This window comes from Lysobacter sp. HA35, assembly GCF_054061195.1.
Window position 1 is genome coordinate 2756520 of sequence record NZ_JBSSDY010000001.1, and the last position, 21805, is coordinate 2778324.

Here is a 21805-nt window from a genome sequence, read left to right on the forward strand (position 1 = left end):
ACGGGCGGCGGTCAGTGCCACATGCGCGCCGCAAGACGCGATGCGGCGTTCTGCATGTCGACGCGCTGGGACTTGCGACGACTGAGTTCCTCGTCCGCGCGCTGGAACACGGACAACGCATTTTCCGTCGGCGAGGTACTGGCCGCTGCGGCGGCGATTGCTTCGGTGCCGAGGATCGCGGCCGATGAATTGCCGACGCGCTCGATGGCCTGCAGCCGTTCGGGTGCGACCTCGCCATTGAGTGTCAGCACCAGCTCCGGCGCACCGCTCACGCGATTGAGCGCTTCGCCCGGTTCCAACAGTCGTTCGAGCGCCGTGCCGCACTGCTGCAGCGCCTGCTCGACTGCGCGATGCCCGCGCTGTGCGACCGTGCGTGCATAACCCTGCAGTTCAACGATGGCGACGGAATAACCCGACTTCGACGGCGCCGTTTCGACCGCGGCCTGCAACGCCGACGCGCGCTGAGCATCCAGCAGCTGCCGGCGCGATTCGAGCAGGTTCATGGTGATGCGCGCCAGCGCAGCGAGTGCTTCGCGCTGCGACGAATCGAGATGGCGCGGCTTGTGGTCGATCACGCACACCGTGCCGACCGCGGTGCCGTTCGGCGTAACCAGCGGCATGCCCGCATAGAAGCGAATGCCGAGTCCGCCGGTGACGTCCGGATGGTCGGAGAAACGCAGGTCAGTGCTCGCATCGGGAACTTCGAGCAGCACCTGCGGTTCGCGGATCGCCTGGTCGCAGAACGCGACGTCGCGCGAGGTTTCGCTGGACTCGATGCCGAGGCGCGACTTGAACCATTGGCGGTCGCGATCGATCAGCGACATCGTCGCCACCGGCGCATCGCACAGGCGCGCGGCCAGGCGCACGATGTCGTCGTACGCGGCTTCCGGCAACGAGTCGACGATGCGGTAGGTGTCGAGATCGCGCTGGCGCTGGCGTTCGGGCATTGCAGGTCTCCGCGGCGCGTAGCCCATTGTCGAAAACCCGCGTGCAGGCGCAATGGGCGAAAACCCCCAGATCGCGTACCGGATTCGCGAACCGCGACGGCCGCCACGCCCTGCGCCACAATGCCGCGGAATTCACAGGGATTTCGCAGATGACCCTTCGACGCGCACTCGTCACCGGCGGCAGCGGCGATCTCGGCGGCGCGATCGCGCTTCGGCTCGCGTCGCAGGGCGCGCACGTCATCGTGAATGCGAACCGCGGGCTGGAGCGCGCGCAGTCGGTGGTCGATGCGATCCATGCGAGCGGTGGCTCGGCCGAGGCGATCGCGTTCGACGTCGCCGATGGCGACGCGAGCGGCGATGCGATCGCGCGCATCCTCGAAGCCGGCGCGGTGCAGATCGTCGTCAACAACGCCGGCATCCACGACGACGCGCCGCTGGCGGGCATGGGTCGCGAGCAGTGGACGCGCGTCATCGACGTCTCGCTGCACGGTTTCTACAACGTGACGCAGCCGCTGCTGCTGCCGATGGCGCGCGGGCGTTGGGGCCGCATCGTCAGCATCTCCTCGGTGGCGGCGGTGACCGGCAATCGCGGGCAGACCAACTACGCCGCGGCCAAGGCGGCGCTGCACGGCGCGTCGAAATCACTGGCGCGCGAGATGGCGAGCCGCGGGATCACGGTGAACGTGGTCGCGCCGGGCGTGATTGAGGGCTCGATGGCGAAGGACGCGTTCCCGGCCGAGACGATCAAGCAGATCGTGCCTGCGGCGCGGGCGGGCCGGCCCGAGGAAGTCGCGGCGGTCGTCGGGTTTCTGTGCAGCGACGACGCGGGCTACGTGACCGGGCAGGTGATCGGCGTCAACGGCGGCATGGCATAACGCCTCACGCGTCGACGACGAAGCTGAGCGATCGCCCGCGCCGCGCGCCTGCGTCGACGCGGCGATGTCACCGCCGCTGCTACACCGACTGCCCGGGCCGCATCTCGACGGCCGGAGCTTCCCGATGCTTCGTCGACTTGCGTCCGCCGCGCTGCTCGCGCTCTGCCTTGCCGGCCCTGTGGTTGCCGGCGAGCCGACGATCGATCCCGCGGCGCGCAATCCGCCGCCGACGGTCGCGCTGTCGACCTTCGACCACTTCGAGCTGCAGCCCGTGACGCTGGCACCAGGTCTGGAGGCGCACCGCGGCAACGTCATCGCGGCGCAATACCTGCAGGTCGACCTCGGCGAGCGCGTGCCCAAGCTGATCGACGCACGCAATGCGCTACCGCCGGACGCCGAGGTGCGCACACTGGTGATCCATCCCGAGGTGAGCGACATCCGCTTCATCACCGGCGGCAAGCGCGTGCTGTTCGGCGGATTTGCCGGCAAATCCTGGGCGCTGGTCACGCTGCACCTGATCGACAAGACCACCGGCGAGGTCATCGCCGAGCCGCAGTTCCTGCAGCACGCCAATTCGATCTTCGCCGGCTACAGCCTGGGCGCGGCCGACAAGCTGATGCTGGCGAGGCTTGCGGACATGGTGGCGTCGTACATCAAGACCAACTTCGATGCGCCGGTGGGCAGCGCGGTCGCCACCTCCGCGCCGGCGATGGACTGACGATGCACGTACGGTTCATCGATCCGGGGCAAGATGGCTTGAACCGACGGAGGCTGCCATGACCCTGCGCCCGCTGATCCCCGCACTGCTCGCCCTGGCGCTGACCGCCTGCGCGAGCGCATCGCACGTGATGATTTCCGACCCGCGCCCGCCGATCGCGGTGGAGCAGGTGCGCGTCTACGTGCAGCCGCCCGCCTCGCACTACGTCGAAATCGCGCTGCTCGATGCGAGCAGTGGCGAGTTCAGCTACGGCGCGCAGGCGCGCAGCGACAGCCTGATGCTCAAGTTGCGCACCGAAGCGGCGAAGCTCGGCGCGAACGGCGTGCTGCTGCAGGACCGCGGCCAGATCCCGTCGAACAGCGGTGTGGGTGTCGGCGTCGGCGGTGGCAGCTACCACGGCGGCGGCGGCTTCTCGAGCGGCGGCGTGAGCTTCGGCATCAGCCCGCCGAAGGAACTGGCCCACGCGATCGCGATCTACATACCGGACGCACCGGGCGGCTGACCGCCCGCATCGATTCAGGCCAGCGCGTCGGCCGTCGTGGTTTCCGCGTACCAGACCGCGGGCAACAGCGCCTCGCTCGGCGGACGATGTCCGTCGAGGATGAGTTCGAGGCCTGCATCGCCCAGCCCCGCGTGTTCGCGCCGGGCGTGCATGAGCAGTTCGGCGGCGAGGTCGCGCATGCGTTCGACGTCGCCACGCATGCGGGCAACGAACGCCTCGGCATCGAGCTGGTCGTTGAGCTGCCGATTGAGCTCGTGGAACCACGGGATCAGGTACTGGTCGAGCAGGCGATCGTCGAGCAGCGACGCTTCGCCGCGCGCGGTATTGCGTTCGCCCCACTTGCGCAGCAGTGACTGCACGCCGAGGTTGAGGGTGCGCGCCTCGCCGAACAGCGAGCGTAGCTGGCCCAGCACCTGCGGCGACGTCAGGTAGCCCGAGAAGAACAGCGGCGCGAGCAGCGACCAGTAGTACGTGTAGTCCCAGATCACCTTCAGCGGCATGACCTGCGCATCGCCGAACAGGCGGTACTGGTCCTGGTAGAGCGTCAGCGTGTTCTCGTAGAACGAGAAGTAGAGCTGCTGGTAGAGCTGCGCCATCGCGGTGATCGGCCGCCCCGCACGATCGGACGCGATCATCTCGGTGATGTACGTGTTCGAGATCGCGATGAAATCGCTGCCGGGCGAATAGAACGGGTCGAGGAACACACCGGCCTCGCCGGTGAGGGCCCAGCGATCGCCCGAGAACACCTGCTTCGCGCTGTGCGAGAAGTGGCGCATGAACATGAAGTCCTGCAGCTCGTGGCCGCCGGTTTCGAGCATCGACGCCACGCGCGGCTGGTGGCGATGCAGCCATGCCATCGCCTTCTCGTGCGTGTTGATCGTCTCCAGCGGGTGCAGGTCGCCGTCGCAGACGATGCCCAGCGAATGCTGGCCCGACGACAGCGGGATCAGCCAGAACCAGTAGCCCTCGCCGCACATGTGGTTGGTCGAGCGCCAGCGGTCGGGCGGCGTTGTGCGCGCCAGCCATTCGGCATCGGTCGACCAGTCGCGCGGATCGAGCAGGCCCGACACGCGCCACCACGCCGAATGCGCGTTGTGTTCGTTGGTCTGCGCGAGATCGAGCTTGCGCTTGATCAGCGCGGCGCGACCCGATGCGTCGACCACCCAGCGCGCGCTGATGTCGCGTGTGTCGCCGTCGGCCTCGAAGCGCACGCGATGCAGCGCGCCTTTGCTGCCGAGATCGAGCGAGCGCACCACCGCGCCGTCGATCAGTTCGACGCCCTGCGCACGCACGTGGTCGGTCAGGTAATTCTCGAAGCGACCGCGATCGATCTGCCACGACGTGGTGGGCAGCAGGCGGCTGACGCCGAGTTCCGTGCAGCGATCGACCTCGGTCTGGCCATCGCTGAAGAAAAAACGGAAGCCGAACTTTCGGATCTGCGCGGTATCGAGATGCTCACGCAGCCCGAGCACGGTGCCGAAATAATGCGCACCGATTTCGACGGTCGATTCGCCGACCTTGAATGCGCCTTCGCGCACCGGGTGATGATGGCGTTCGAGCACGGTAATGCGCACGTCGGGATCGCGCTGGCGCAATTGCAACGCGAGCGTCAGGCCGGCGAGGCCGCCGCCCAAGATGACGACGTCGGTATCGGGTGCGGCGGTCGTCATGGCTCAGCCGCTGTGCGCGGGCGCGGCCACGGCGTTCGGCGCGAACTCGCCGCTGGGGTCGTGGATGATCACCGGGTTGCCGCGCGTGCGGCGGTACTCGGTCACCAGGTTGCCGTAGGCGAGGACCTGCCCCACCACGTGCGAGGTGATGCGCCACAGGTCGCGCAGCGGGCGGAAATGGCTCTTGCGGAACTTCACCGGGCCGGACGCGGCCTGGTAGCGCGATTCGATCGGCACCGACACGCAGCGCACGCCGAGCTTGCGCGACGCGGAGATCAGCAGCTGCGCCTCATAGACGAAATCCTCGCCCGGAATGTCGCCCAGCGAACACACCGACGCCGGATAGAAACGCTGGCCGCTCTGTGTGTCGGCGATGCGGAAGCCGCAGCCGATCGCGATGCCCCAGTCGCCGAATTCGTTGGCAAGCCGGCGATACGTCGGCTGGCGAGAACGCTTGCGAAGGCGCGCGCCGATCACGATGTGCTCGGGATACGCATTGGCCGCGGCGAGCAGGCGCGGGATGTCGTCCGCCGCGTGCTGACCGTCGCCGTCCATGCTGATGACGCCCCGCATGCCGCGACGCATCGCTTCGTCGAAACCGTCGCGCAGGCCCGCGCCCTTGCCCATGCGGGTGGCGTGGCGGATCACGGTGATCGGCAGGTCGGAGACGCGTTCGACGGTGCCGTCGTCCGAGCCGTCGTCGATCAGGATCACGTTCGGGCAGTGCGCGAGCGCGCCTTCCACGACCTCGCGAATCCGCAGCTCCTCGTTGAGTGCGGGAATGACGATCGCGATATCGCGGGCGCTGATCGGCTCAGCCATGCAGGATCTCCACGTCGAGCACGCGTCCCGGGCCGGCCCGGAGCGTGCAGTGCGACCTTGCGGCCGCGAGGGCTTCGAACAACGGCAGCATCGGCCGCATCGCATTGTGCGGCGCGCGACCGGCCAGCGCACCGTCGGGCTCGTCCGCCGTTCCGTCGCGCAGGGAAAGGTTAAGGCGCGGCCCGCCGTCGCCGCGTGAGAGCACCAGCGCGCCGCCGAGCAGGCCTTCGCTGCGCTGCACCTTCGCCAGCGGACCGGCCGACGCCGCGTCGAACGCGGCCAGCAGCACGGCCTCGGCGCCCGTCGCGAGCTGCACGCAGGACTCGATCAGCGCCTGGGCGAACGTGGCGTCGTACGAACTGATGGACGTCGCGGGCGCCATCGCGCCGGCGCCGATGGTCCAGTAGCCCGCGGCGGCGTTGTGCACCGAGTTATGGAAGCGGATCGGCGATACCGATTCCGGTTGCTCGACCAGCGCCGCACACATGTAGTCGGTGATCGCGAGGTCACCGTGCATGGACGCGAACACCGAGGGCAGCGTCGTCGGATCGCGCCCCGCGGCGGCGCAGGCGGCCAGCGCGACGTCCAGCGCGACGGCGACGCTGTCCGGCGCGCGCCGGCGTTCGTTCGGCGGCAGCAGCTGCGGCGACGGTCGCGATGGCGCGTTGTCGGCGAGCGTGCCGTCGCGCACGAGTGCGAGCGCGGCGTTCCAGTCGGGCACGCCCGGCGCCCAGAAGCCGATGCCTTCGATGGTGGCGGCGAGCGTCATGCCGCGCGCCCGAACAGCAGCGAGCAGTTGTTGCCGCCGAAGCCGAAGGAATTGTTCATCGCGTAGCGGATGTCGCGATGCGCACTGTCGAAGCGGATCTGCGGGCCGCAGATCTCGTCCGGCGTGGAGGAACCGAGCGTGCCCGGCAGCTCGCCGCTTTCCAGCGCGAGCAGTGCGATCACCGATTCGACGATGCCCGCCGCGCCCAGCGTGTGGCCGGTGTAGGCCTTGGTCGAGCTCGCGTGCAGCGTGTCGGGGAACACCGCCTTGATCGCGAGTGATTCCGCGCGATCGTTCGCGGGCGTCGCGGTGCCGTGCAGGTTGAGGTAGCCGACGTCCGCGGCATCGACGCCACCACGCGCCAGCGCATCGCGCATCGCGTTCTGCGCGCCGAGGCCTTCCGGATGCGGCGCCGACATGTGGTGCGCATCGGAGGATTCGCCGTAGCCGCGCAGCTGCAGGCCGTTGTCGCCCTCGACCGCACGCTCGACGACGGCGAACCCGCCGGCCTCGCCGAGCGAGAGTCCGTCGCGCGTCGCGTCGAACGGCTTGCACGGATTCTTCGACACCAGCTGCAGCGAGTTGAAGCCGTAGATCACGCTGCCGCACAGCGTGTCGACGCCGCCCACGATCGCCGCATCGGCGACGCCGGCTTCGATCAGCCGAGCCGCCTGCGCGAACACCTTGGCGCTGGACGAACACGCGGTGGCGACGGTGACCGCCGGGCCGCGCGCGCCGGTGGCGTGCTGCACGAAGTCGCCGGGCGAATGCACGGTGTGGATGATCGGGCGACGCAGGTCTTCGGGGAAATTCGGCGTGCCGTCGGCGTCGTTGGTCAGGCGAGTGTAGGCCTCTTCGGTCGCGCCGATGCTGGAGGTCGACGTACCGATGACGACCGCCACGCGCTCGGCGCCGAAACGCGCGATCGCATCGTGCACCGCGTCGAGCACGCCGTCCTGCTGCAACGCGATCCACGCCAGCCGGTTGTTGCGGCATTCCCACTGCGCCCATTCGGCGGGCAGCGGCGACTCTTCAACGCCGTCGACGCGGCCGATCCAGCAGTCGAGCCGGTGCTCGCCGAAGTCGTTGCGACGCAGGCCGCTGCGCTGCTCACGCAATGCGCGGCGATGCGCTTCGAGACCACGGCCGAGCGCGCTGGTGGCGGTGAAGGCACGGATCGCCAGCGGCGGCATCGGGGGCGGAGCGGATGGCGACACGGCTGCTTCCATGAACGAGGCCGGGAAGTATGCCAGCCGTCCGCTTTCACGCCGTCCTCATGGCGTATTCTCCGCGCGTCGTCCTGCAGGCTGAACAGCCGCTTCGATGTCCTCGCGCACCCGCCACCAGTTCACGCTTTTCAAAGACCTTGACGTGCTGCAGACCGGCATCGTCGCGTTGGCTGCGTGCGTGTTGTCCGCCGGCATCGTGTATCTCGCCTACCTCGCGTATGTGGTCCGCACCGCGCGCCGCGCGCCGTGTTCGCCGCAGCAGGGTGCGCAACTTCTACTGTTCGGCAAGCACGCGCCGCATGGACGCGTCGATGGCGACTTCGCCGCGCGCCTCGATCGCGCCGCGCTGCTGTGGCGCGAACATCCGATGCGGCTCGTGCTGCTCGGCGGTGGCGCGCAGGGCGAGCCGACCGAAGCCGAGATCGCGCGCCGCGAACTGTTCGCGCGCGGCCTTGCCCCGGATGCGCCGCTGCAACTCGAATCCAGCTCGCGCGACACGCTGCAGAACCTGCGCAACGCGCGGCAGATGCTCGGCGGCACCGTGCGCGAGCGGGTGACGCTGCTGTCGAACCGTTATCACCTCGCACGCTGCGCACTGTTCGCGCGCCAGCTCGGCTTCGACGCCGAACTCTGCGCGGCCGAACCGCGACTTCGCCTCGGACCGCGCATGCTGGTGCGCCTCGCCGGTGAAGCAGCGTACGTTTGCTGGGCCGACATCGGTACACGCTGGGCGCGTTTCATCCGCAACGAGCGGATGCTGGCGCGGGTGACGTAACGCCACGACGCGACGTCGAAACACGCAATGAAAAACGCCCGCAGTCCTGCGGGCGTTTTCGTTTCGACGGCTAACGCGATCCGTCTTACTTCTTCGCCTTCTGCTGCGGAACGAACTGTTCGCGCACCGCCTTGGCCAGCAGCTTGGGCGGCAGCAGGCCCTGGTCGAGCAGGAAGTCGTTGAAGGCCTTGCGGTCGAACTTGTCGCCCAGCGCGATCTCGGTTTCCGTGCGCAGCTGCATCAGCTGCGAGTAGCCGTAGAAGTAGCTGCCGGCCTGGCCCGGCGAATTCACCGAGTAGCGGTCGATTTCCTGGCGCGCCATCGCCTTCGACAGGCCGACCTTGTTCACCAGCCATGCGAACGCGGTATCGCGATCGGTGAGGCCGAGGTTGATCATCGGGTCGAGGATTGCGCGGCTCGCGCGCAGCAGGCGCAGCTGCTGGGCGATGAGCTGGCCGTCGAGCGGCTCGTACGGAACCATCTCGGCTTCGGCATACAGCGCCCAGCCTTCGACGTTGACCGAATTGAACGCGTACAGCGTGCGCGCCAGCGAGATGCCGCGCTCGACCATCGCGGTGAACTGCAACTCATGTCCCGGGCGACCTTCGTGCGCGCTCAGCGTCCACGCGCCGGCCGGGTAGTTGAAGTCGTCGTACGGGCCGTCGGCGCCGGCATTCGGGTTGGATAGCGGCAGCACGAACACGCCCTGCTGGCCGGTATTGCCCACCAGCGGTGCGGGCAGGAAGTGGGGCGCAGGCTGCGACGCGTTCTCCGCCGGCGTACCGACGCGCATCTGCATCGGGCGATCGGGCAGGGTGACGACGCGGTTCGCGGCGATCAGGCGATCGAGTTCCGGCATCACCACCGTGCGGTAATGCGATTCGATCTTGTCGTCGGCGATCGGCGTCTTCTTGAGCTGGCGGATCACCGCGATGTAGTCGGTGTCGGTCCAGCCGTGTTCCTTCGCCACCAGCGGCGCGATCTGCTGCATCGCGTTGCGGGTCTCGGCGAATTCCATCTCGGCGCGTTCGATCAGCGTGTGCGGATCGATGTCGATGCCCACGCCCTTGAGCGACAACGCGTACAGCTCCGGCGGCAGCGAATACGTCGTGCGCGCGGTCGGCAGCACGGTGGACTTGGTCCACGCGGCGTAATCGGTGAGCTGCTTGTCGAACTGCGCAAGCGCGGGGCCCGCATCGAGCTTGTACTTGTCGAAGAGTTGCTTGATGCCGCTGCGGTAGGTCTCGAGGTTGTCGAGCGACTGCTGCACCTCAACCTGCGTCGGCTGCACCAGTCCGGCCTGCGCGCGTTCCTCATAGCGCTGGCGCGCGAGCGTGGTCAGCGGCGTGCTGCCCGGCGTCATGCCCGCGTACGCCTGCAGGCGCTTGATCGCCATCGCGCGGCGCGCGGCCGGGGTCTGGTCCGACAGCAGGCCCTGCAGGCCACCGAACACCGTCTGGCCGACGTCGAGCCACGGGCGCGTCATCTTCTCGCCGATGCTGCTGGCTTCGATCGAATCCTCGGCCGCCTGCACGAGGATCTCGAGATCCTGGCGCACGTTCGGATCCTTCTCGACCGCGAGCTTGGCCTTCAGTTCGTCACGCGCCTTGGCGATCGCGTCGCGATAGCGCGCCGGGAAGTTCGGGCCGTAGTCGAAGACCTTGTCGTCGAAGCCCGGAACGCCGAAGAAGGAGAGCTGCTCCGGCTGGAACGGGCCCTGCGCCTTGAGCAGGATCTGCGCGTATTCATTGCTGCGCGCGACCCAGGCCGGTGCCGGCTTCGGCGCGGCTTTCGCGGCGGGCGCGGGCGCCGCGGGTGCGGCGAGTGCGAGGCCCGGCGCGGACAGCGCGAGGGTGAGGGCGAGGACGAGCGGCTTGTGCATGGTCGATCTCCGGAAGACAGCCGAGCATGGCGCGGCAGCCGGCAGGCGGCCATGCGCCGAAGGTCACGTCAGGGCTTGAGGCAGCGGCCGAGGAACTCGTCGGTGATGCGCAGCCGATGCAGCAGGTCCTTGCCCTTGAGGCCGTGCTTGGCGCCCGGGTAGGTCATCAGCTCGAACGGTTGGCCGCGCTGCTGCAGCGCGCTCATCAGCGCGGTGGAGTTGGTGAACATGACGTTGTCGTCGGCCATGCCGTGGATCAGCAGCAACTTGGGCGCGTTCGGGCCGACCAGGCCGTCGATGTGCTCCAGCACGCGGGCGTTCTTGTAGCCGGCCGGGTTGTTCTTCGGCAGGTCCATGTACTGCTCGGTGTAGTGCGTGTCGTACAGACCCCAGTCGGTCACCGGCGCACCGGCGACGCCGCAGGTGTAATCACCTTCGCCGCGCGCCAGCAGCATCAGCGTCATGTAGCCGCCGTTGCTCCAGCCGTAGACGCCGACGCGATCCTTGTCGACGCCCGGCTGCGACGTCAGCCAGTGCAGCGCCTTGCGCTGGTCGTCGACTTCCACCGTGCCCTGCTTGCCGTACAGCGCGCCGCCGAACGCCGCGCCACGACGCGGCGTGCCGCGGTTGTCGACCGAGAACACCACGTAGCCGTGCTGCGCGAAGTACTGGTTGAGGTCGGGCTGCCACGTCTCCTTGACCGTCTGCGCGGCCGGGCCGCCGTACACGTTGACGACCACCGGATACTTCTTCGACGCATCGAAACCCTCGGGCTTGATGACGAAGTAGTGCAGCGGCGTCTTGCCGTCGGCGGCGGTGAGCGTGCCGAACTCGATCGGGCGCTGCGCGGCGCGGAACGGCGCGTACGGATGCGACGGGTCGGCGAGATCGTTCTTCACCAGCGTGGCGACGTCGCTGCCGTCGGCGCGATGCAGCACCAGCTGCGGCGGCGTGGTCGGGTTCGACCAGTTGTCGACATAGACGCTCGCATTCGCGGCGAACGTGGCGCTGTGCCAGCCGGCCTCCTTCGACAGCTTCTCGATCGCGCCGCCCTTGAGCGGCACGCGGTAGACCTGCGACTGCGTCGGCGACTCGCGCCCCGCGCTGAAATACACCCAGCCGTTGGACTGGTCGACCGCGAGCACGTCGTCGACCGGCCAGTCACCCGAGGTCAGCGCACGCGCCTTGCCGGCGTTGTCGACGACATAGAGATGTTCGAAGCCCGTGCGCTCGCTGCTCCACAGGAAGCTGCCGTCCTTGAGGAAGCGCAGCGCGTCGTGCAGCGGCACCCAGGTCTTGGAATGCTCAGTGGCGAGCGTGCGCTGCTTGTTCGACGACAGGTCGGTTTCGATCAGCTGCAGCGTGCGCTGGTCGCGCGACTGGCGCTGGAAGGTGAGGTGCTGCGGGTCGCGCCAGTTCACACGCGCCAGGTAGATGTCCGGGTTCTTGCCGAGGTCGATCCAGCGCGGTTCCTTCTTCGCGCCGGTCGGATCGATCACACCGAGCTGGATCGACGCGTTGGTATCGCCGGCGGCCGGATAGCGCTGCTCGACGACTTCCGTGCGATCCGGATACACCTCGTAGCGCTTCTGCACCGGCACCTTGGATTCGTCGATGCGCGCGAACGCGATCGAGCTGTCGTCCGGCGCCCACCAGTAACCGGTGTGGCGATCCATTTCCTCGTCGGCGACGAACTCGGCTTCGCCATTCGCGATCGCGCCGCCGCCGTCGAAGGTGAGCTGGCGCTGCTGGCCGGAGGCGAGGTCGATCACCCACAGGTTGCGGCCGCGCACGAAGCTGACGAACTTGCCGGCCGGCGAAATCTTGGGATCGGTCGCGAAGCCTTCCTTGTGGGTGAGCTGGCGCACCGCGCCCTTGCCGGACTTCGACAGGTCGTACAGATAAAGGTCGCCGCCGAGCGGGAACAGCAGCGATCGGCCGTCGGGCGACCACTGGTAGTCGACGATGCCGGAGAGCGCCGAGATGCGCTGGCGCTCGCGCCGCGCCTTTTCCTCGTCGCTCAACACTTCGGTGCCGGGCAGCACATCGTCGGCATCGACGAGGCGCTTGGTCGCGCCGCTGGCGATGTCGTACGCCCAGAGGTCGAGACGATTGCGGTCGCGATCCTTGCCGCGCAGGAACGTGACCCGCGTGCCGTCGGGCGAAATCTTCGGCTTGACCAGGCTCGGGCCGGACAGCGGTGCATCGCCGGCGAGCGCTTCGAGCGTGAGTTTCGAAGGCGGGGTCTCGGCGGAAGCGGTCGGCAGGCTCAAGGCAAAGGTCACGAGGAGGGCGGGGAGGACAGCACGAAGCCGGAGTCGGTTCATGGCGGGCGCGTTCGGAGAGTCGGGCGAGTGTAGGGCGCGCCACGGCCGCTTCGACGAGGAATCCTTCACGCCTCGAACCGTCGATGGCGAACAGGCCGTGCGACGCGCGGCCCGTAAACTGTCGTCATGGATGTCTCCCACCTTCTCGACGCGCTGAATCCCGCGCAGCGCGAGGCCGTCTGCGCGCCTCTCGGTCACTACCTCGTCCTCGCCGGCGCCGGCTCCGGCAAGACGCGCGTGCTCACCCATCGCATCGCCTGGCTCAACGAGGTCGAACGCGTGCCGGTGCACGGCATCCTCGCTGTCACGTTCACCAACAAGGCCGCGGCGGAAATGCGCCACCGCGTCGATATGCAGCTCGCCGGCGGCGTGCGCGGCATGTGGCTCGGCACCTTCCACGGCCTCGCGCATCGCCTGCTGCGCCTGCATTTCCAGCAGGCCAACCTGCCCGAAAGCTTCCAGGTGCTGGATTCCGACGACCAGCTGCGGCTGGTCAAGCGCGTGCTGCAGGCGCTGGAGCTCGACGACACCAAGTTCCCGCCGCGCCAGGCCGCGTGGTGGATCAACGCGCGCAAGGACGAAGGCCGCCGCCCGCAGAACATCCAGGGCGGCGAAGACGAGTGGACCGACACCATGCGTCGCATCTACGCCGCCTACCAGGAGCGTTGCGACCGCGCCGGGCTCGTTGACTTCGCCGAACTCCTGCTGCGCGCGCACGAACTGCTGCGCGATTCGCCACAACTGCTGTCGCATTACCGCAATCGCTTCAAGCAGATCCTGGTCGACGAATTCCAGGACACCAACGACATCCAGTACGCCTTCATCCGCGTGCTCGCTGGCGATACCGGGCAGGTGTTCGTGGTCGGCGACGACGACCAGGCGATCTACGGCTGGCGCGGCGCGAAGGTGGAGAACGTGCAGAAGTTCCTGCGCGACTTCAACGACGCCAAGACGATCCGCCTCGAACAGAACTACCGCTCCACTTCGACCATCCTCGACGCCGCCAACGCGGTGATCGCACACAACCCCGGGCGCCTCGGCAAGAAGCTGTGGACGGACGTCGGTGGCGGCGATCCCATCGATCTCTACGCGGCCTACAACGAGATCGACGAGGCGCGCTTCGTCGTCGAACGCGCCAAGCAATGGGTGCAGTCGGGCGGCAGCTATCGCGACACCGCGATCCTCTATCGAAGCAACGCGCAGTCGCGTGCATTCGAAGAAGTGCTGATCGGCGAACAGGTGCCGTATCGCGTGTATGGCGGCCTGCGCTTCTTCGAGCGCGCGGAAATCAAGGATTCGCTCGCGTACCTGCGCCTGATCGCGAACCGCGCGGACGACGCGGCCTTCGAGCGCGCGGTCAACACGCCGGCGCGCGGCATCGGCGAACGCACGCTGGACGAAGTGCGTCGCGTTGCGCGTACCGAAGGTTTTCCGCTCGCGGTCGCGGCGGTGAAGCTCGCCTCCGGCACGGGGCTGGCCGCACGCGCGCGCAATGCGCTGGCTACGTTCCTCAAGCTCATCGACGACCTGCAGGTCGAATGCGCCGAGCGCACGCTGCCCGAGAAGATCGACCACGTGCTTCTGCGCTCCGGCCTGCGCGAGTTCTACGCGCGCGAGCAGAAGGGCCAGCTCGATTCGCGCGTCGACAACCTCGACGAACTCGTGTCCGTCGCCTCGCGCTTCAACTATCGCGAGGAGGATGACGAGGAACCCGAACTGCCGGAGCTCGTCGCGTTCCTCTCGTACGCATCGCTGGAAGCCGGCGAAGGCCAGGCGCGCGCGGACCAGGACGGCGTGCAGCTCATGACGCTGCACAGCGCGAAGGGCCTGGAGTTTCCGCTGGTGTTCCTGGTCGGCCTCGAGGAAGGCCTGTTCCCGAACAATCGTTCGGCTGAGGAAGCCGGGCGCATGGAGGAAGAACGCCGTCTTGCCTACGTCGGCATCACCCGCGCGCGCGCGAAAAGCTCGTGCTCAGCTACGCCGAAGCACGCCGCATCCACGGCATGGATATGTACGGCATGCCGTCGCGCTTCCTGCGCGAGATCCCGTCGTCACTGGTCAACGAAGTGCGGCCCAAGGTGCAGGTGTCGCGACCGGTCTACGGCGCCGGCAACCGTCGTACCGACAACAGTCTCACCGAGACGCCAGCCATGCCGCTCGGTGCGTCGGTGCGGCATCCCACGTTCGGCACCGGCACGGTGACCGACGTGGAAGGCAGCGGTGCGCATGCGCGCGTGCAGGTCAATTTCGACGACGTCGGGAGCAAGTGGCTGGTGGCGGCGTTCGCCAACCTGCAGAAGATCTGACGCGTTACTGCGGCGCCTTGCCGCAGTGTTCGGCGGCAACGGTCGTGCCGTCGATATGCACGCGGTCGCAGGCGAGGATGACCTGCTGGCCGGGCGACATCGTCGCGGCCAAATCCCGCGGCATGCCGCGCAGTTCGACCGGTGCGAACGAGCCCCGCCGCGAAGTGCGCGACCGGGGCGCCGGGGCCGTCGACGCGAACGTCGCTGAGCACGCCGGTCACGAGCAGCGGGTCCTTGAACTGCGAGTCGGCCTGCGCGTGGTCGCCTGTGTATTCTCCGGCGATCTCGACGGCCGTGAAGGTCGGCCGGAATGCTGCGGCCGTGCGCACGAACGGCAGGCGCGGCGGGACGTCGGGGGCGGCTTTGGCGCGCATCGAACCGGCGGCGACGTAGAGCGCCGGCGACACCACGACAGCCGCCAGCAGCGGCGCGATACCCGCACGCAGTCCGCGCCGACGCATCGCCATCAATGCGAGCACTGCCGCGATCACCGCCAGCGGCACGCCGACATACAGCGCGAGCCGAGGCACCGACACGAAGAAGGCGATCCAGGCGAGCACCAGAAGCGCCCACGGGGCGACGGTCAGCGACTTCGATGCGGGTGCGGCAACTGCATTCATCGGCATGCTCCTTTCGACAGGGCGGCGCGCTCCGGCGCCGCGTTCACCATTTGAAGATCGTGTATTGCACCGGATTGATCGGGCCATCGCCACGGCGGTGATCCAGCCGGCCGTCGTTGTCGTCGTCCGTCAGGTAATAGGTCACGCCGGTCTTCGGCACGATCTTGACCACGCGCAGCAGGCCGGCCACGCGGTATTCCGACACCGTGTCGCCATTGTCGAGCGTGTGCGTGGTGACGTCGGCATCGCGCAACGCGGCGGTCGGATCATCGGCCGGCGCGGCCATGGACGCACAGCCCGCGAGCATCGAAAAACCCAGGACGAGCGGGACGAGACGGCGCATGGCGGACCTCCGGACGGGCGCCCAGCATACGGCCGCCTGCGCGTGAACGCGCGGCTCAGGGCACGCGACGGGCGCGGCCTACAATCGCCGCATGAAGAAGCTCGTGCTGATCGACGGTTCCAGTTACCTCTACCGCGCATTCCACGCATTGCCGCCGCTCACGAACGAGCACGGCGAGCCCACCGGCGCGCTGTTCGGTGTGGTCAACATGCTGAAGGCCGTGCTGGCCGAGAAGCCCGACTACGTCGCCTACGTGGTGGACGCGTCGGGCCCGACGTTCCGCGACGCACTGGACCCGCAATACAAGGCGCAGCGTCCGCCGATGCCCGACGACCTGCGTGCGCAGGTCGAGCCGCTGTGCCACATCGTGCAGGCGCTGGGTATCACCATCCTGCGCGAGGACGGCGTCGAGGCCGACGACGTGATCGGCACGCTCGCGTTGCGCGGTTTCGACGAAGGCCTCGATGTCACCGTGTCGACATCCGATAAGGATTTCGCGCAGCTGGTGCGCGACCCGGTCGACGGCCGCGGCATCGCACTGGTCAACACCATGAGCGGCAGCCGCATGGACTCGACGCAGCGCGTGATCGAGAAGTTCGGCGTGCGACCCGACCAGATCATCGACTACCTCGCGCTGATGGGCGATACGGTCGACAACATTCCCGGCGTCGAGAAGTGCGGGCCGAAAACCGCGGCGAAATGGCTGGCCGAATACGGCACGCTCGACGGCGTGATCGCGAACGCGTCGGCGATCAAGGGCAAGATCGGCGAGAACCTTGCGCGCGTGCTCGACCGCCTGCCGCTCAACCGCACGCTCACCACGATCAAGACCGACTGCGAACTCCCGCTCGCACCGCAGGAACTCGCGCTGCGCGAGCGCGACCACGAGAAGCTGCGCGAACTGTTCACGCGTTACGGCATGCGCCAATCGCTGCGTGAGCTCGAAGGTGGTGCGGCGGCCGCGCCGTCCGCGCCGGGCAGTCGCGGTGTCGCCGCGCAGGTCGCGCCGATCGAAGCGCTCGACCCCGCGCTCGCTGCGAAGGGCGACTACGAAGCGGTGATGACGCAGGAACAACTCGACGTCTGGGTGCAGCGCCTGCGCGACGCCGACGAATTCGCGTTCGACACGGAGACCGATTCGCTGGACGCGCTGTGCGCGAATCTCGTCGGCCTGAGCCTGTCGGTGGAACCCGGCAAGGCCTGCTACATCCCGGTCGGCCACGACTATCCCGGCGCGCCCGCGCAGCTCGACAAGGCGACGGTGCTGCGCACGCTGGGCCCGATCCTGTCGGATGCATCGAAGAAGAAGCTCGGCCAGCACGGCAAGTACGACATCCACGTGCTGCGCTGCCATGGCGTCGACGTTCGCGGTTATCACGACGACACGATGCTCGAAAGCTTCGTGCTCAATGCGACCGCCACGCGCCACGACATGGATTCGCTGGCGAAGAAGTACCTCGGCTACGACACGGTGAAATACGCGGACGTCGCCGGCAAGGGCGCCAAGCAGATTCCGTTCTCGCAGGTCGCACTCGACGATGCCACGCGTTACGCCGCCGAAGATGCGGACGTGACGCTGCGCCTGCATCGCGTGCTCGCACCGAAGCTGCGCGATGTTCCGGCTTTGGACAGCGTGTATCGCGATATCGAAATTCCGCTGATCCCGGTGCTCGAACGCATCGAAGCCAACGGCGTGATGATCGATCCCGATGAACTGCGTCGCCAGTCGGCCGACATGGGCCGCCGCATGCTGGAAATCCAGCAGCGTGCGACGGAAGTCGCCGGTCGCACGTTCAACATGGATTCGCCCAAGCAGATCGGTGCGTTGCTGTTCGACGAACTCGGCCTGCCCGCGACCGAGCGCACGCCGACCGGTGCGCCGTCGGTCAACGAAGCCGCGCTCGAAGCGATCGCCGACCAGCACGAACTGCCGAGGCTGATCCTCGACTACCGCGGCCTCGCCAAATTGCGCGGGACGTATACCGACAAGCTGCCGGAGATGCTGAACCCGCGCACGCATCGTCTGCATACGAGTTATCACCAGGCCGGCGCGGCGACGGGTCGCCTTGCATCCAGCGATCCCAACCTGCAGAACATCCCGATTCGCACCGAGGACGGGCGTCGCATCCGCACCGCGTTCATCGCGCCGCAGGGCCGACGCATCGTCGCCTGCGATTACTCGCAGATCGAGCTGCGCATCATGGCGCACCTCTCGGAAGACCCCGCGCTGCTGCGCGCATTCACGTCAAACGTCGACGTGCACACCGCGACCGCCGCCGAAGTGTTCGGCAAGACCGTCGACACGGTGGAGCCCGGCGAACGTCGCGCGGCGAAGGCGATCAACTTCGGCCTGATGTACGGCATGAGTGCGTTCGGGCTTGCAACGCGACTTGGCATTTCGCGCGGCGAAGCGCAGGACTACATCGCGCTGTACTTCGCACGCTATCCCGGCGTGCGCGACTACATGGACCGGACACGACAGCAGGCGCGCGACCAGGGCTACGTCGAGACGGTGTTCGGCCGCCGGCTGTACCTGGAGAACATCGCCGCGCGGAACCAGTCGCTGCGCGCCGGCGCCGAGCGCGCCGCGATCAATGCGCCGATGCAGGGCACCGCGGCCGACATCATCAAGCGGGCGATGATCGACATCCACGCCTGGTTGGCGGGCCACGCCGAGCAGGCGCTGATGGTGCTGCAGGTGCACGACGAACTGGTGTTCGAGGTCGACGAAGGCTTCGTGCCGACGCTGGTCGACGAGGTGAAGCGGCGCATGTCGGCGGCTGCCGAACTGAAGGTGCCGCTCGAGGTCGATGCGGGCATCGGGCTCAACTGGGACCAGGCCCACTAGGCGCCGGTTTTTCACGTTGCCGTGCGCCTGCGTTGCACCAAGCTGGCGCATCGGCACCAACGTGAAAGCGACGCTGCAGAGGTCGCCTGCGGACGCTGCAACATGCATTCTTCGGCGACTGTCACGCTTTACCGACGAACGGCGTCGAAGCAATGAATCGACCCTGAACTTTTACGGGCAGCTAACGGAAGTCTTCACTTTTCGTGCATGTTCCCGGTGTTTTCATACACCTGCGCCGGATGCAACGTCCGACGCTGATCCTCCCCTCCCCTGGAGCGATCTCGGAACGTAAGGTCCCTCCCCAGACCCCGTTCCCCAGCCCCGCCGGCCCCCCCTGCCTGCGGGGCTTTTTATTGCCCGCGATTCGGCGACGCCGCGTGATCTGCAAGCGGCCGGTAGCATGCCGGACCGTCCACGGCCCCGACCGCATGTCCCGACTCCACGTCACGCGCGCGCTCCTGCTGCTGATCACGCTCGCGGCCGTCGTCGCGCTCGCACTGCACGGCCCGATTCCGCAGGACCCCGGCTACCACCACTTCGCCGACACCCGCACGATCGCGGGCGTCCCGAACTTCTGGAACGTGCTCTCGAACCTGCCGTTCCTGCTGGTCGGTGTGTACGGGCTGATGCGCGTGCGCCACCTCGCGGTTGATCGGACGCGTGCGGGCTACATCGCGCTGTGCATCGGCGTCGCCGCGGTGGCCTTCGGTTCCGGCGCGTATCACTGGGCGCCGTCGAACACGACGCTGGTCGCGGACCGACTGCCGATGACGATCGCCTTCATGGCGTTCTTCGCATTGCTGTTCGACGAGCGCGTGGTCGACGACGTGCGTCATCGCGGTCGCGGCATTGCTCGGGCTCGGCGTTGCATCAGTGGCGTACTGGAACGTCACCGAACGCTTCGGTGCAGGCGACCTTCGGCCGTACGCGCTCGTGCAGTTCCTGCCGATGCTGCTCGTGCCGCTGATCCTGCTGCTGCGTCCGTCGCGCTGGCTGGATACGCGATGGCTCGTCGCAGCGCTGGTCGGCTATGCGCTCGCGAAGGCGCTCGAGCAGTTCGACGCGCAGGTGTATTCCGCGCTCGGCGACATGAGCGGTCGCGCGCTCAAGCATGTGGTCGCCGCGCTCGCGGCCGCGTGCATCGTGCGCGCGGTGCCGACGCGTCAGCCGAGTTCGGACAACCAGTCGCGCGGCCGCAGGTAGTCCGACAGCCGCGACTCGGGCGAGCCCGCTTCCGGCACGTAGCCGTACTCCCAGCGCACCAGCGGCGGCAGGCTCATCAGGATCGATTCGGTGCGGCCCCCCGATTGCAGGCCGAAGAGCGTGCCGCGGTCGAACACGAGATTGAACTCGACGTAGCGCCCGCGGCGATACAGCTGGAATGCGCGCTCGCGCTCGCCGTACGGCGTGTCGCGATGACGCTCGACGATCGGCAGATAGGCATCGAGGAAGCCGTCGCCCACCGCGCGCATGTAGGTGAAGTCCGCATCGAAGTCGCCATGCAGGTCGTCGAAGAACAGCCCGCCGATGCCGCGCGTCTCGTCGCGGTGCTTGAGGAAGAAGTACTCGTCGCACCAGCGCTTGTGCGCGTCGTAACGCGCCTCGCCGCCGAACGGCTCGCACAGACCGCGCGCGACGCGATGCCAGTGCAGCACGTCCTCGTCGATAGGATAGAACGGCGTGAGATCGAATCCTCCGCCGAACCACCACGCCACGGTTTCGCCGTCGCGCTCGGCGCGGAAGTGGCGCACGTTCGCGTGCGTGGTCGGCACGTGCGGGTTGCGTGGATGGAACACGAGCGACACGCCGACCGCGCGCCACGATGCGCCAGTGAGTTCCGGACGCGTTGCCGTCGCCGACGGCGGCAGCTTCGTGCCGGAGACGTCGGAAAAGCCGATGCCGGCCTGCTCGAACACCGCGCCGTCGCGCAGGATCCGCGTGCGCCCGCCGCCCTGGATCGGCGAGGTGTCGGGATCCTTGGCCCACGGATCCTCGAAGAACCGCGCGCTGCCGTCCGCCTGCTCGATCGCCGCGCAGATGCGGTCCTGCAGGCCGGTGAGGTAGTCGCGGACGGTGTCGAGGGCGGGTAGGGGCGTGGTCATGACGTCGATTCTATCGACGCATGCGTTCGTGGTTCTTCAGTTGCGCGCGTTGCGATGGCTGCAGCGGCCGTAGGTGCGCAGGCGATGGTACCGCCCGCCCTTCCGCTACACGTCCACCCGGTACGCAAGCGTCAGCTCGTCCCCCGGAACGCCACGAATACCCCAGTTCGCCTTCGGCGTTTCGAACAGCGTGATCTCGACGTCTTGGGGTGCGATCCCGCAGCGCTGCTCGATGCCGGCGAACAGCTTGGTGATGAGCTGACGTTTCGCCTCGGGCGAGCGTCCTTCGAACATCGAGATTTCGACGATGGTGTAGTCCTGCGAGCGATCGGCCGGATGGATGAAGTCGTCGGCGTCGAGCGGGATGAACCGGTGGAATCGCTTGCCCTGTGGCATGCCGAGCGCATCGACCACGGCCGCGTGTATCGCATCCGAAAGCTCGCGACGCCGCCGCGTCAGCGCATCGCGATAGCCGTAGATCTTCACTTGCGACATAGCGTTAGCGTTCCGGAAGCGACGGGTTGGTGCATCCGCGCATCACCCTGCGGGTGTCCTGCGTTCGGGCTCGCTCGCGTGCAGGAAACCCGCGTAGACGTCGCGCGGCGGTGCCACGCCTATGGACTTGAGGATCTGTCCGACGTTGCCGCGGTGGTAGCCGCCGTGGGTGATGAGGTGCAGCAGGATTTCCTCGCGCGTCATCCGACCCGTGTCGCCGTCGGTGAATTCGAAGGCCAGAACGGTCGCTGCGTCCGCATCGGAAAGCTGCGACACGTACGCGATGAACCACGCGTCGGTCGCCTGGATGTCGCGTCGCAGCTCATCGAGCGACGGCGTGCGCATGGTGTTGGTCGAGTCGAATGGCGGTGCTTCACCGCTGAGGCGGGCGCGGAACAGGCGATCGACCACATGGACGTGGTTCAACGTGCGCAGGCTCGCGTGCAGCTGTTCGGCATGCACGGGCGGAAGCGCGGCGAGCGCCGCGAGCAGCTCGGCATCGGCCCATGCCTTGAACGAGAACAGCGATCGAAGCGTGGCGAGCGACATGGCGATTCCCGTGGCGGATGGAAGCG

The 21805-nt window shown here is 67.8% G+C and carries 18 protein-coding genes and 2 pseudogenes; 9 read left to right on the forward strand and 11 right to left on the reverse strand.

What is annotated here, in order from left to right:
- Positions 1 to 11: 11 nt before the first annotated feature.
- Entirely contained in the window at positions 12 to 947 is a 936-nt protein-coding gene (locus tag ACVWZN_RS13395; RefSeq protein ID WP_456954252.1) for a GAF domain-containing protein, read from the reverse strand.
- 149 nt (positions 948 to 1096) lie between these two features.
- On the opposite strand from ACVWZN_RS13395, the gene fabG reads away from it, so the two are divergent.
- The 3 genes from fabG to ACVWZN_RS13410 all read left to right on the forward strand — a co-directional run bounded on the left by fabG (position 1097) and on the right by ACVWZN_RS13410 (position 3042).
- The gene (fabG, locus tag ACVWZN_RS13400) at positions 1097 to 1822 is read left to right on the forward strand and encodes a 3-oxoacyl-ACP reductase FabG (RefSeq protein ID WP_456954253.1); all 726 of its coding nucleotides are present in this window, start codon (positions 1097 to 1099) and stop codon (positions 1820 to 1822) included.
- A 124-nt stretch (positions 1823 to 1946) separates the two neighbouring features.
- A complete protein-coding gene (locus tag ACVWZN_RS13405) occupies positions 1947 to 2540 on the forward strand; it encodes a hypothetical protein (RefSeq protein ID WP_456954254.1) in 594 nt (197 codons plus the stop codon).
- 58 nt (positions 2541 to 2598) lie between these two features.
- Complete coding sequence (locus tag ACVWZN_RS13410) at positions 2599 to 3042, forward strand: hypothetical protein (RefSeq protein WP_027082287.1); 444 nt, start codon at positions 2599 to 2601, stop codon at positions 3040 to 3042.
- Between the two features lie 14 nt (positions 3043 to 3056).
- On the opposite strand, the gene ACVWZN_RS13415 is transcribed toward ACVWZN_RS13410, so the two are convergent.
- The 4 genes from ACVWZN_RS13415 to ACVWZN_RS13430 are packed head-to-tail and all read right to left on the reverse strand — an operon-like array spanning position 3057 to position 7496.
- Positions 3057 to 4712: an NAD(P)/FAD-dependent oxidoreductase gene (locus ACVWZN_RS13415; protein WP_456954255.1), complete on the reverse strand. Its 1656-nt coding sequence runs from the start codon at positions 4710 to 4712 to the stop codon at positions 3057 to 3059.
- 3 nt (positions 4713 to 4715) lie between these two features.
- Positions 4716 to 5534, reverse strand: coding sequence for a glycosyltransferase family 2 protein (locus ACVWZN_RS13420; RefSeq protein ID WP_456954256.1), 819 nt, complete (start codon positions 5532 to 5534; stop codon positions 4716 to 4718).
- Positions 5527 to 6303 carry a beta-ketoacyl synthase chain length factor gene (locus ACVWZN_RS13425; RefSeq protein WP_456954257.1) on the reverse strand — a complete coding sequence of 259 codons (777 nt, stop codon included), beginning with the start codon at positions 6301 to 6303 and terminating at the stop codon, positions 5527 to 5529. The genes ACVWZN_RS13420 and ACVWZN_RS13425 overlap by 8 nt, the downstream gene beginning before the upstream one ends.
- Positions 6300 to 7496, reverse strand: a complete 1197-nt coding sequence (locus ACVWZN_RS13430; RefSeq protein ID WP_456954773.1) for a beta-ketoacyl-[acyl-carrier-protein] synthase family protein — start codon at positions 7494 to 7496, stop codon at positions 6300 to 6302. The genes ACVWZN_RS13425 and ACVWZN_RS13430 overlap by 4 nt, the downstream gene beginning before the upstream one ends.
- 130 nt (positions 7497 to 7626) lie before the next feature.
- Between ACVWZN_RS13430 and ACVWZN_RS13435 the strand changes: the two genes are divergently transcribed.
- Positions 7627 to 8307: a YdcF family protein gene (locus tag ACVWZN_RS13435; protein WP_456954258.1), complete on the forward strand. Its 681-nt coding sequence runs from the start codon at positions 7627 to 7629 to the stop codon at positions 8305 to 8307.
- A gap of 85 nt (positions 8308 to 8392) precedes the next feature.
- Here ACVWZN_RS13435 and ACVWZN_RS13440 read toward each other — a convergent pair whose 3' ends face one another.
- Positions 8393 to 10189 (reverse strand): DUF885 domain-containing protein, encoded by a 1797-nt coding sequence (locus tag ACVWZN_RS13440; protein WP_456954259.1) that lies wholly within the window; start codon positions 10187 to 10189, stop codon positions 8393 to 8395.
- A 68-nt stretch (positions 10190 to 10257) separates the two neighbouring features.
- Positions 10258 to 12516, reverse strand: a complete 2259-nt coding sequence (locus ACVWZN_RS13445; RefSeq protein WP_456954260.1) for a DPP IV N-terminal domain-containing protein — start codon at positions 12514 to 12516, stop codon at positions 10258 to 10260.
- A 126-nt stretch (positions 12517 to 12642) separates the two neighbouring features.
- Here ACVWZN_RS13445 and uvrD point away from each other — a divergent pair.
- A pseudogene (gene uvrD, locus ACVWZN_RS13450) lies at positions 12643 to 14822 on the forward strand (DNA helicase II).
- 122 nt (positions 14823 to 14944) lie between these two features.
- The gene (locus ACVWZN_RS13455; protein WP_456954261.1) at positions 14945 to 15496 is read left to right on the forward strand and encodes a hypothetical protein; all 552 of its coding nucleotides are present in this window, start codon (positions 14945 to 14947) and stop codon (positions 15494 to 15496) included.
- Here ACVWZN_RS13455 and ACVWZN_RS13460 read toward each other — a convergent pair.
- Positions 15486 to 15785 (reverse strand): DUF2782 domain-containing protein, encoded by a 300-nt coding sequence (locus ACVWZN_RS13460; protein WP_456954262.1) that lies wholly within the window; start codon positions 15783 to 15785, stop codon positions 15486 to 15488. The genes ACVWZN_RS13455 and ACVWZN_RS13460 overlap by 11 nt on opposite strands.
- Before the next feature lie 91 nt (positions 15786 to 15876).
- Here ACVWZN_RS13460 and polA point away from each other — a divergent pair, with 91 nt between their 5' ends.
- From polA to ACVWZN_RS13475, 3 genes and pseudogenes are all read left to right on the forward strand, one after another.
- Positions 15877 to 18633, forward strand: a complete 2757-nt coding sequence (polA, locus tag ACVWZN_RS13465) for a DNA polymerase I (protein WP_456954263.1) — start codon at positions 15877 to 15879, stop codon at positions 18631 to 18633.
- A gap of 626 nt (positions 18634 to 19259) precedes the next feature.
- Positions 19260 to 19388: pseudogene (locus ACVWZN_RS13470) on the forward strand (hypothetical protein); the annotation flags it as partial.
- A gap of 118 nt (positions 19389 to 19506) precedes the next feature.
- Positions 19507 to 19836 (forward strand): hypothetical protein, encoded by a 330-nt coding sequence (locus ACVWZN_RS13475; RefSeq protein WP_456954264.1) that lies wholly within the window; start codon positions 19507 to 19509, stop codon positions 19834 to 19836.
- Here the strand turns inward: ACVWZN_RS13475 and hemF are convergent.
- The 3 genes from hemF to ACVWZN_RS13490 all read right to left on the reverse strand — a co-directional run bounded on the left by hemF (position 19797) and on the right by ACVWZN_RS13490 (position 21779).
- Entirely contained in the window at positions 19797 to 20735 is a 939-nt protein-coding gene (gene hemF, locus ACVWZN_RS13480; RefSeq protein WP_456954265.1) for an oxygen-dependent coproporphyrinogen oxidase, read from the reverse strand. The genes ACVWZN_RS13475 and hemF overlap by 40 nt on opposite strands.
- A 105-nt stretch (positions 20736 to 20840) precedes the next feature.
- On the reverse strand, positions 20841 to 21230 hold the full coding sequence (locus tag ACVWZN_RS13485) for a tautomerase family protein (protein WP_456954266.1): 390 nt from the start codon (positions 21228 to 21230) through the stop codon (positions 20841 to 20843).
- Positions 21231 to 21272: 42 nt separating this feature from the next.
- Positions 21273 to 21779, reverse strand: coding sequence for a DinB family protein (locus ACVWZN_RS13490; RefSeq protein WP_456954267.1), 507 nt, complete (start codon positions 21777 to 21779; stop codon positions 21273 to 21275).
- Between the last annotated feature and the right edge of the window lie 26 nt (positions 21780 to 21805).

Coding starts and splice junctions, on each gene's coding strand:
- ACVWZN_RS13435 (WP_456954258.1), top strand. CDS start 7,627: ATGTCCTCGCGCACCCGCCACCAGTTCACGCTTTTCAAAGACCTTGAC.
- ACVWZN_RS13430 (WP_456954773.1), bottom strand. CDS start 7,496: ATGCCGCCGCTGGCGATCCGTGCCTTCACCGCCACCAGCGCGCTCGGC.
- ACVWZN_RS13455 (WP_456954261.1), top strand. CDS start 14,945: ATGCCGCGCAGTTCGACCGGTGCGAACGAGCCCCGCCGCGAAGTGCGC.
- ACVWZN_RS13405 (WP_456954254.1), top strand. CDS start 1,947: ATGCTTCGTCGACTTGCGTCCGCCGCGCTGCTCGCGCTCTGCCTTGCC.
- ACVWZN_RS13440 (WP_456954259.1), bottom strand. CDS start 10,189: ATGCACAAGCCGCTCGTCCTCGCCCTCACCCTCGCGCTGTCCGCGCCG.
- polA (WP_456954263.1), top strand. CDS start 15,877: ATGAAGAAGCTCGTGCTGATCGACGGTTCCAGTTACCTCTACCGCGCA.
- ACVWZN_RS13395 (WP_456954252.1), bottom strand. CDS start 947: ATGCCCGAACGCCAGCGCCAGCGCGATCTCGACACCTACCGCATCGTC.
- ACVWZN_RS13485 (WP_456954266.1), bottom strand. CDS start 21,230: ATGTCGCAAGTGAAGATCTACGGCTATCGCGATGCGCTGACGCGGCGG.
- ACVWZN_RS13420 (WP_456954256.1), bottom strand. CDS start 5,534: ATGGCTGAGCCGATCAGCGCCCGCGATATCGCGATCGTCATTCCCGCA.
- ACVWZN_RS13445 (WP_456954260.1), bottom strand. CDS start 12,516: ATGAACCGACTCCGGCTTCGTGCTGTCCTCCCCGCCCTCCTCGTGACC.
- ACVWZN_RS13460 (WP_456954262.1), bottom strand. CDS start 15,785: ATGCGCCGTCTCGTCCCGCTCGTCCTGGGTTTTTCGATGCTCGCGGGC.
- ACVWZN_RS13425 (WP_456954257.1), bottom strand. CDS start 6,303: ATGACGCTCGCCGCCACCATCGAAGGCATCGGCTTCTGGGCGCCGGGC.
- ACVWZN_RS13410 (WP_027082287.1), top strand. CDS start 2,599: ATGACCCTGCGCCCGCTGATCCCCGCACTGCTCGCCCTGGCGCTGACC.
- hemF (WP_456954265.1), bottom strand. CDS start 20,735: ATGACCACGCCCCTACCCGCCCTCGACACCGTCCGCGACTACCTCACC.
- ACVWZN_RS13415 (WP_456954255.1), bottom strand. CDS start 4,712: ATGACGACCGCCGCACCCGATACCGACGTCGTCATCTTGGGCGGCGGC.
- ACVWZN_RS13490 (WP_456954267.1), bottom strand. CDS start 21,779: ATGTCGCTCGCCACGCTTCGATCGCTGTTCTCGTTCAAGGCATGGGCC.
- fabG (WP_456954253.1), top strand. CDS start 1,097: ATGACCCTTCGACGCGCACTCGTCACCGGCGGCAGCGGCGATCTCGGC.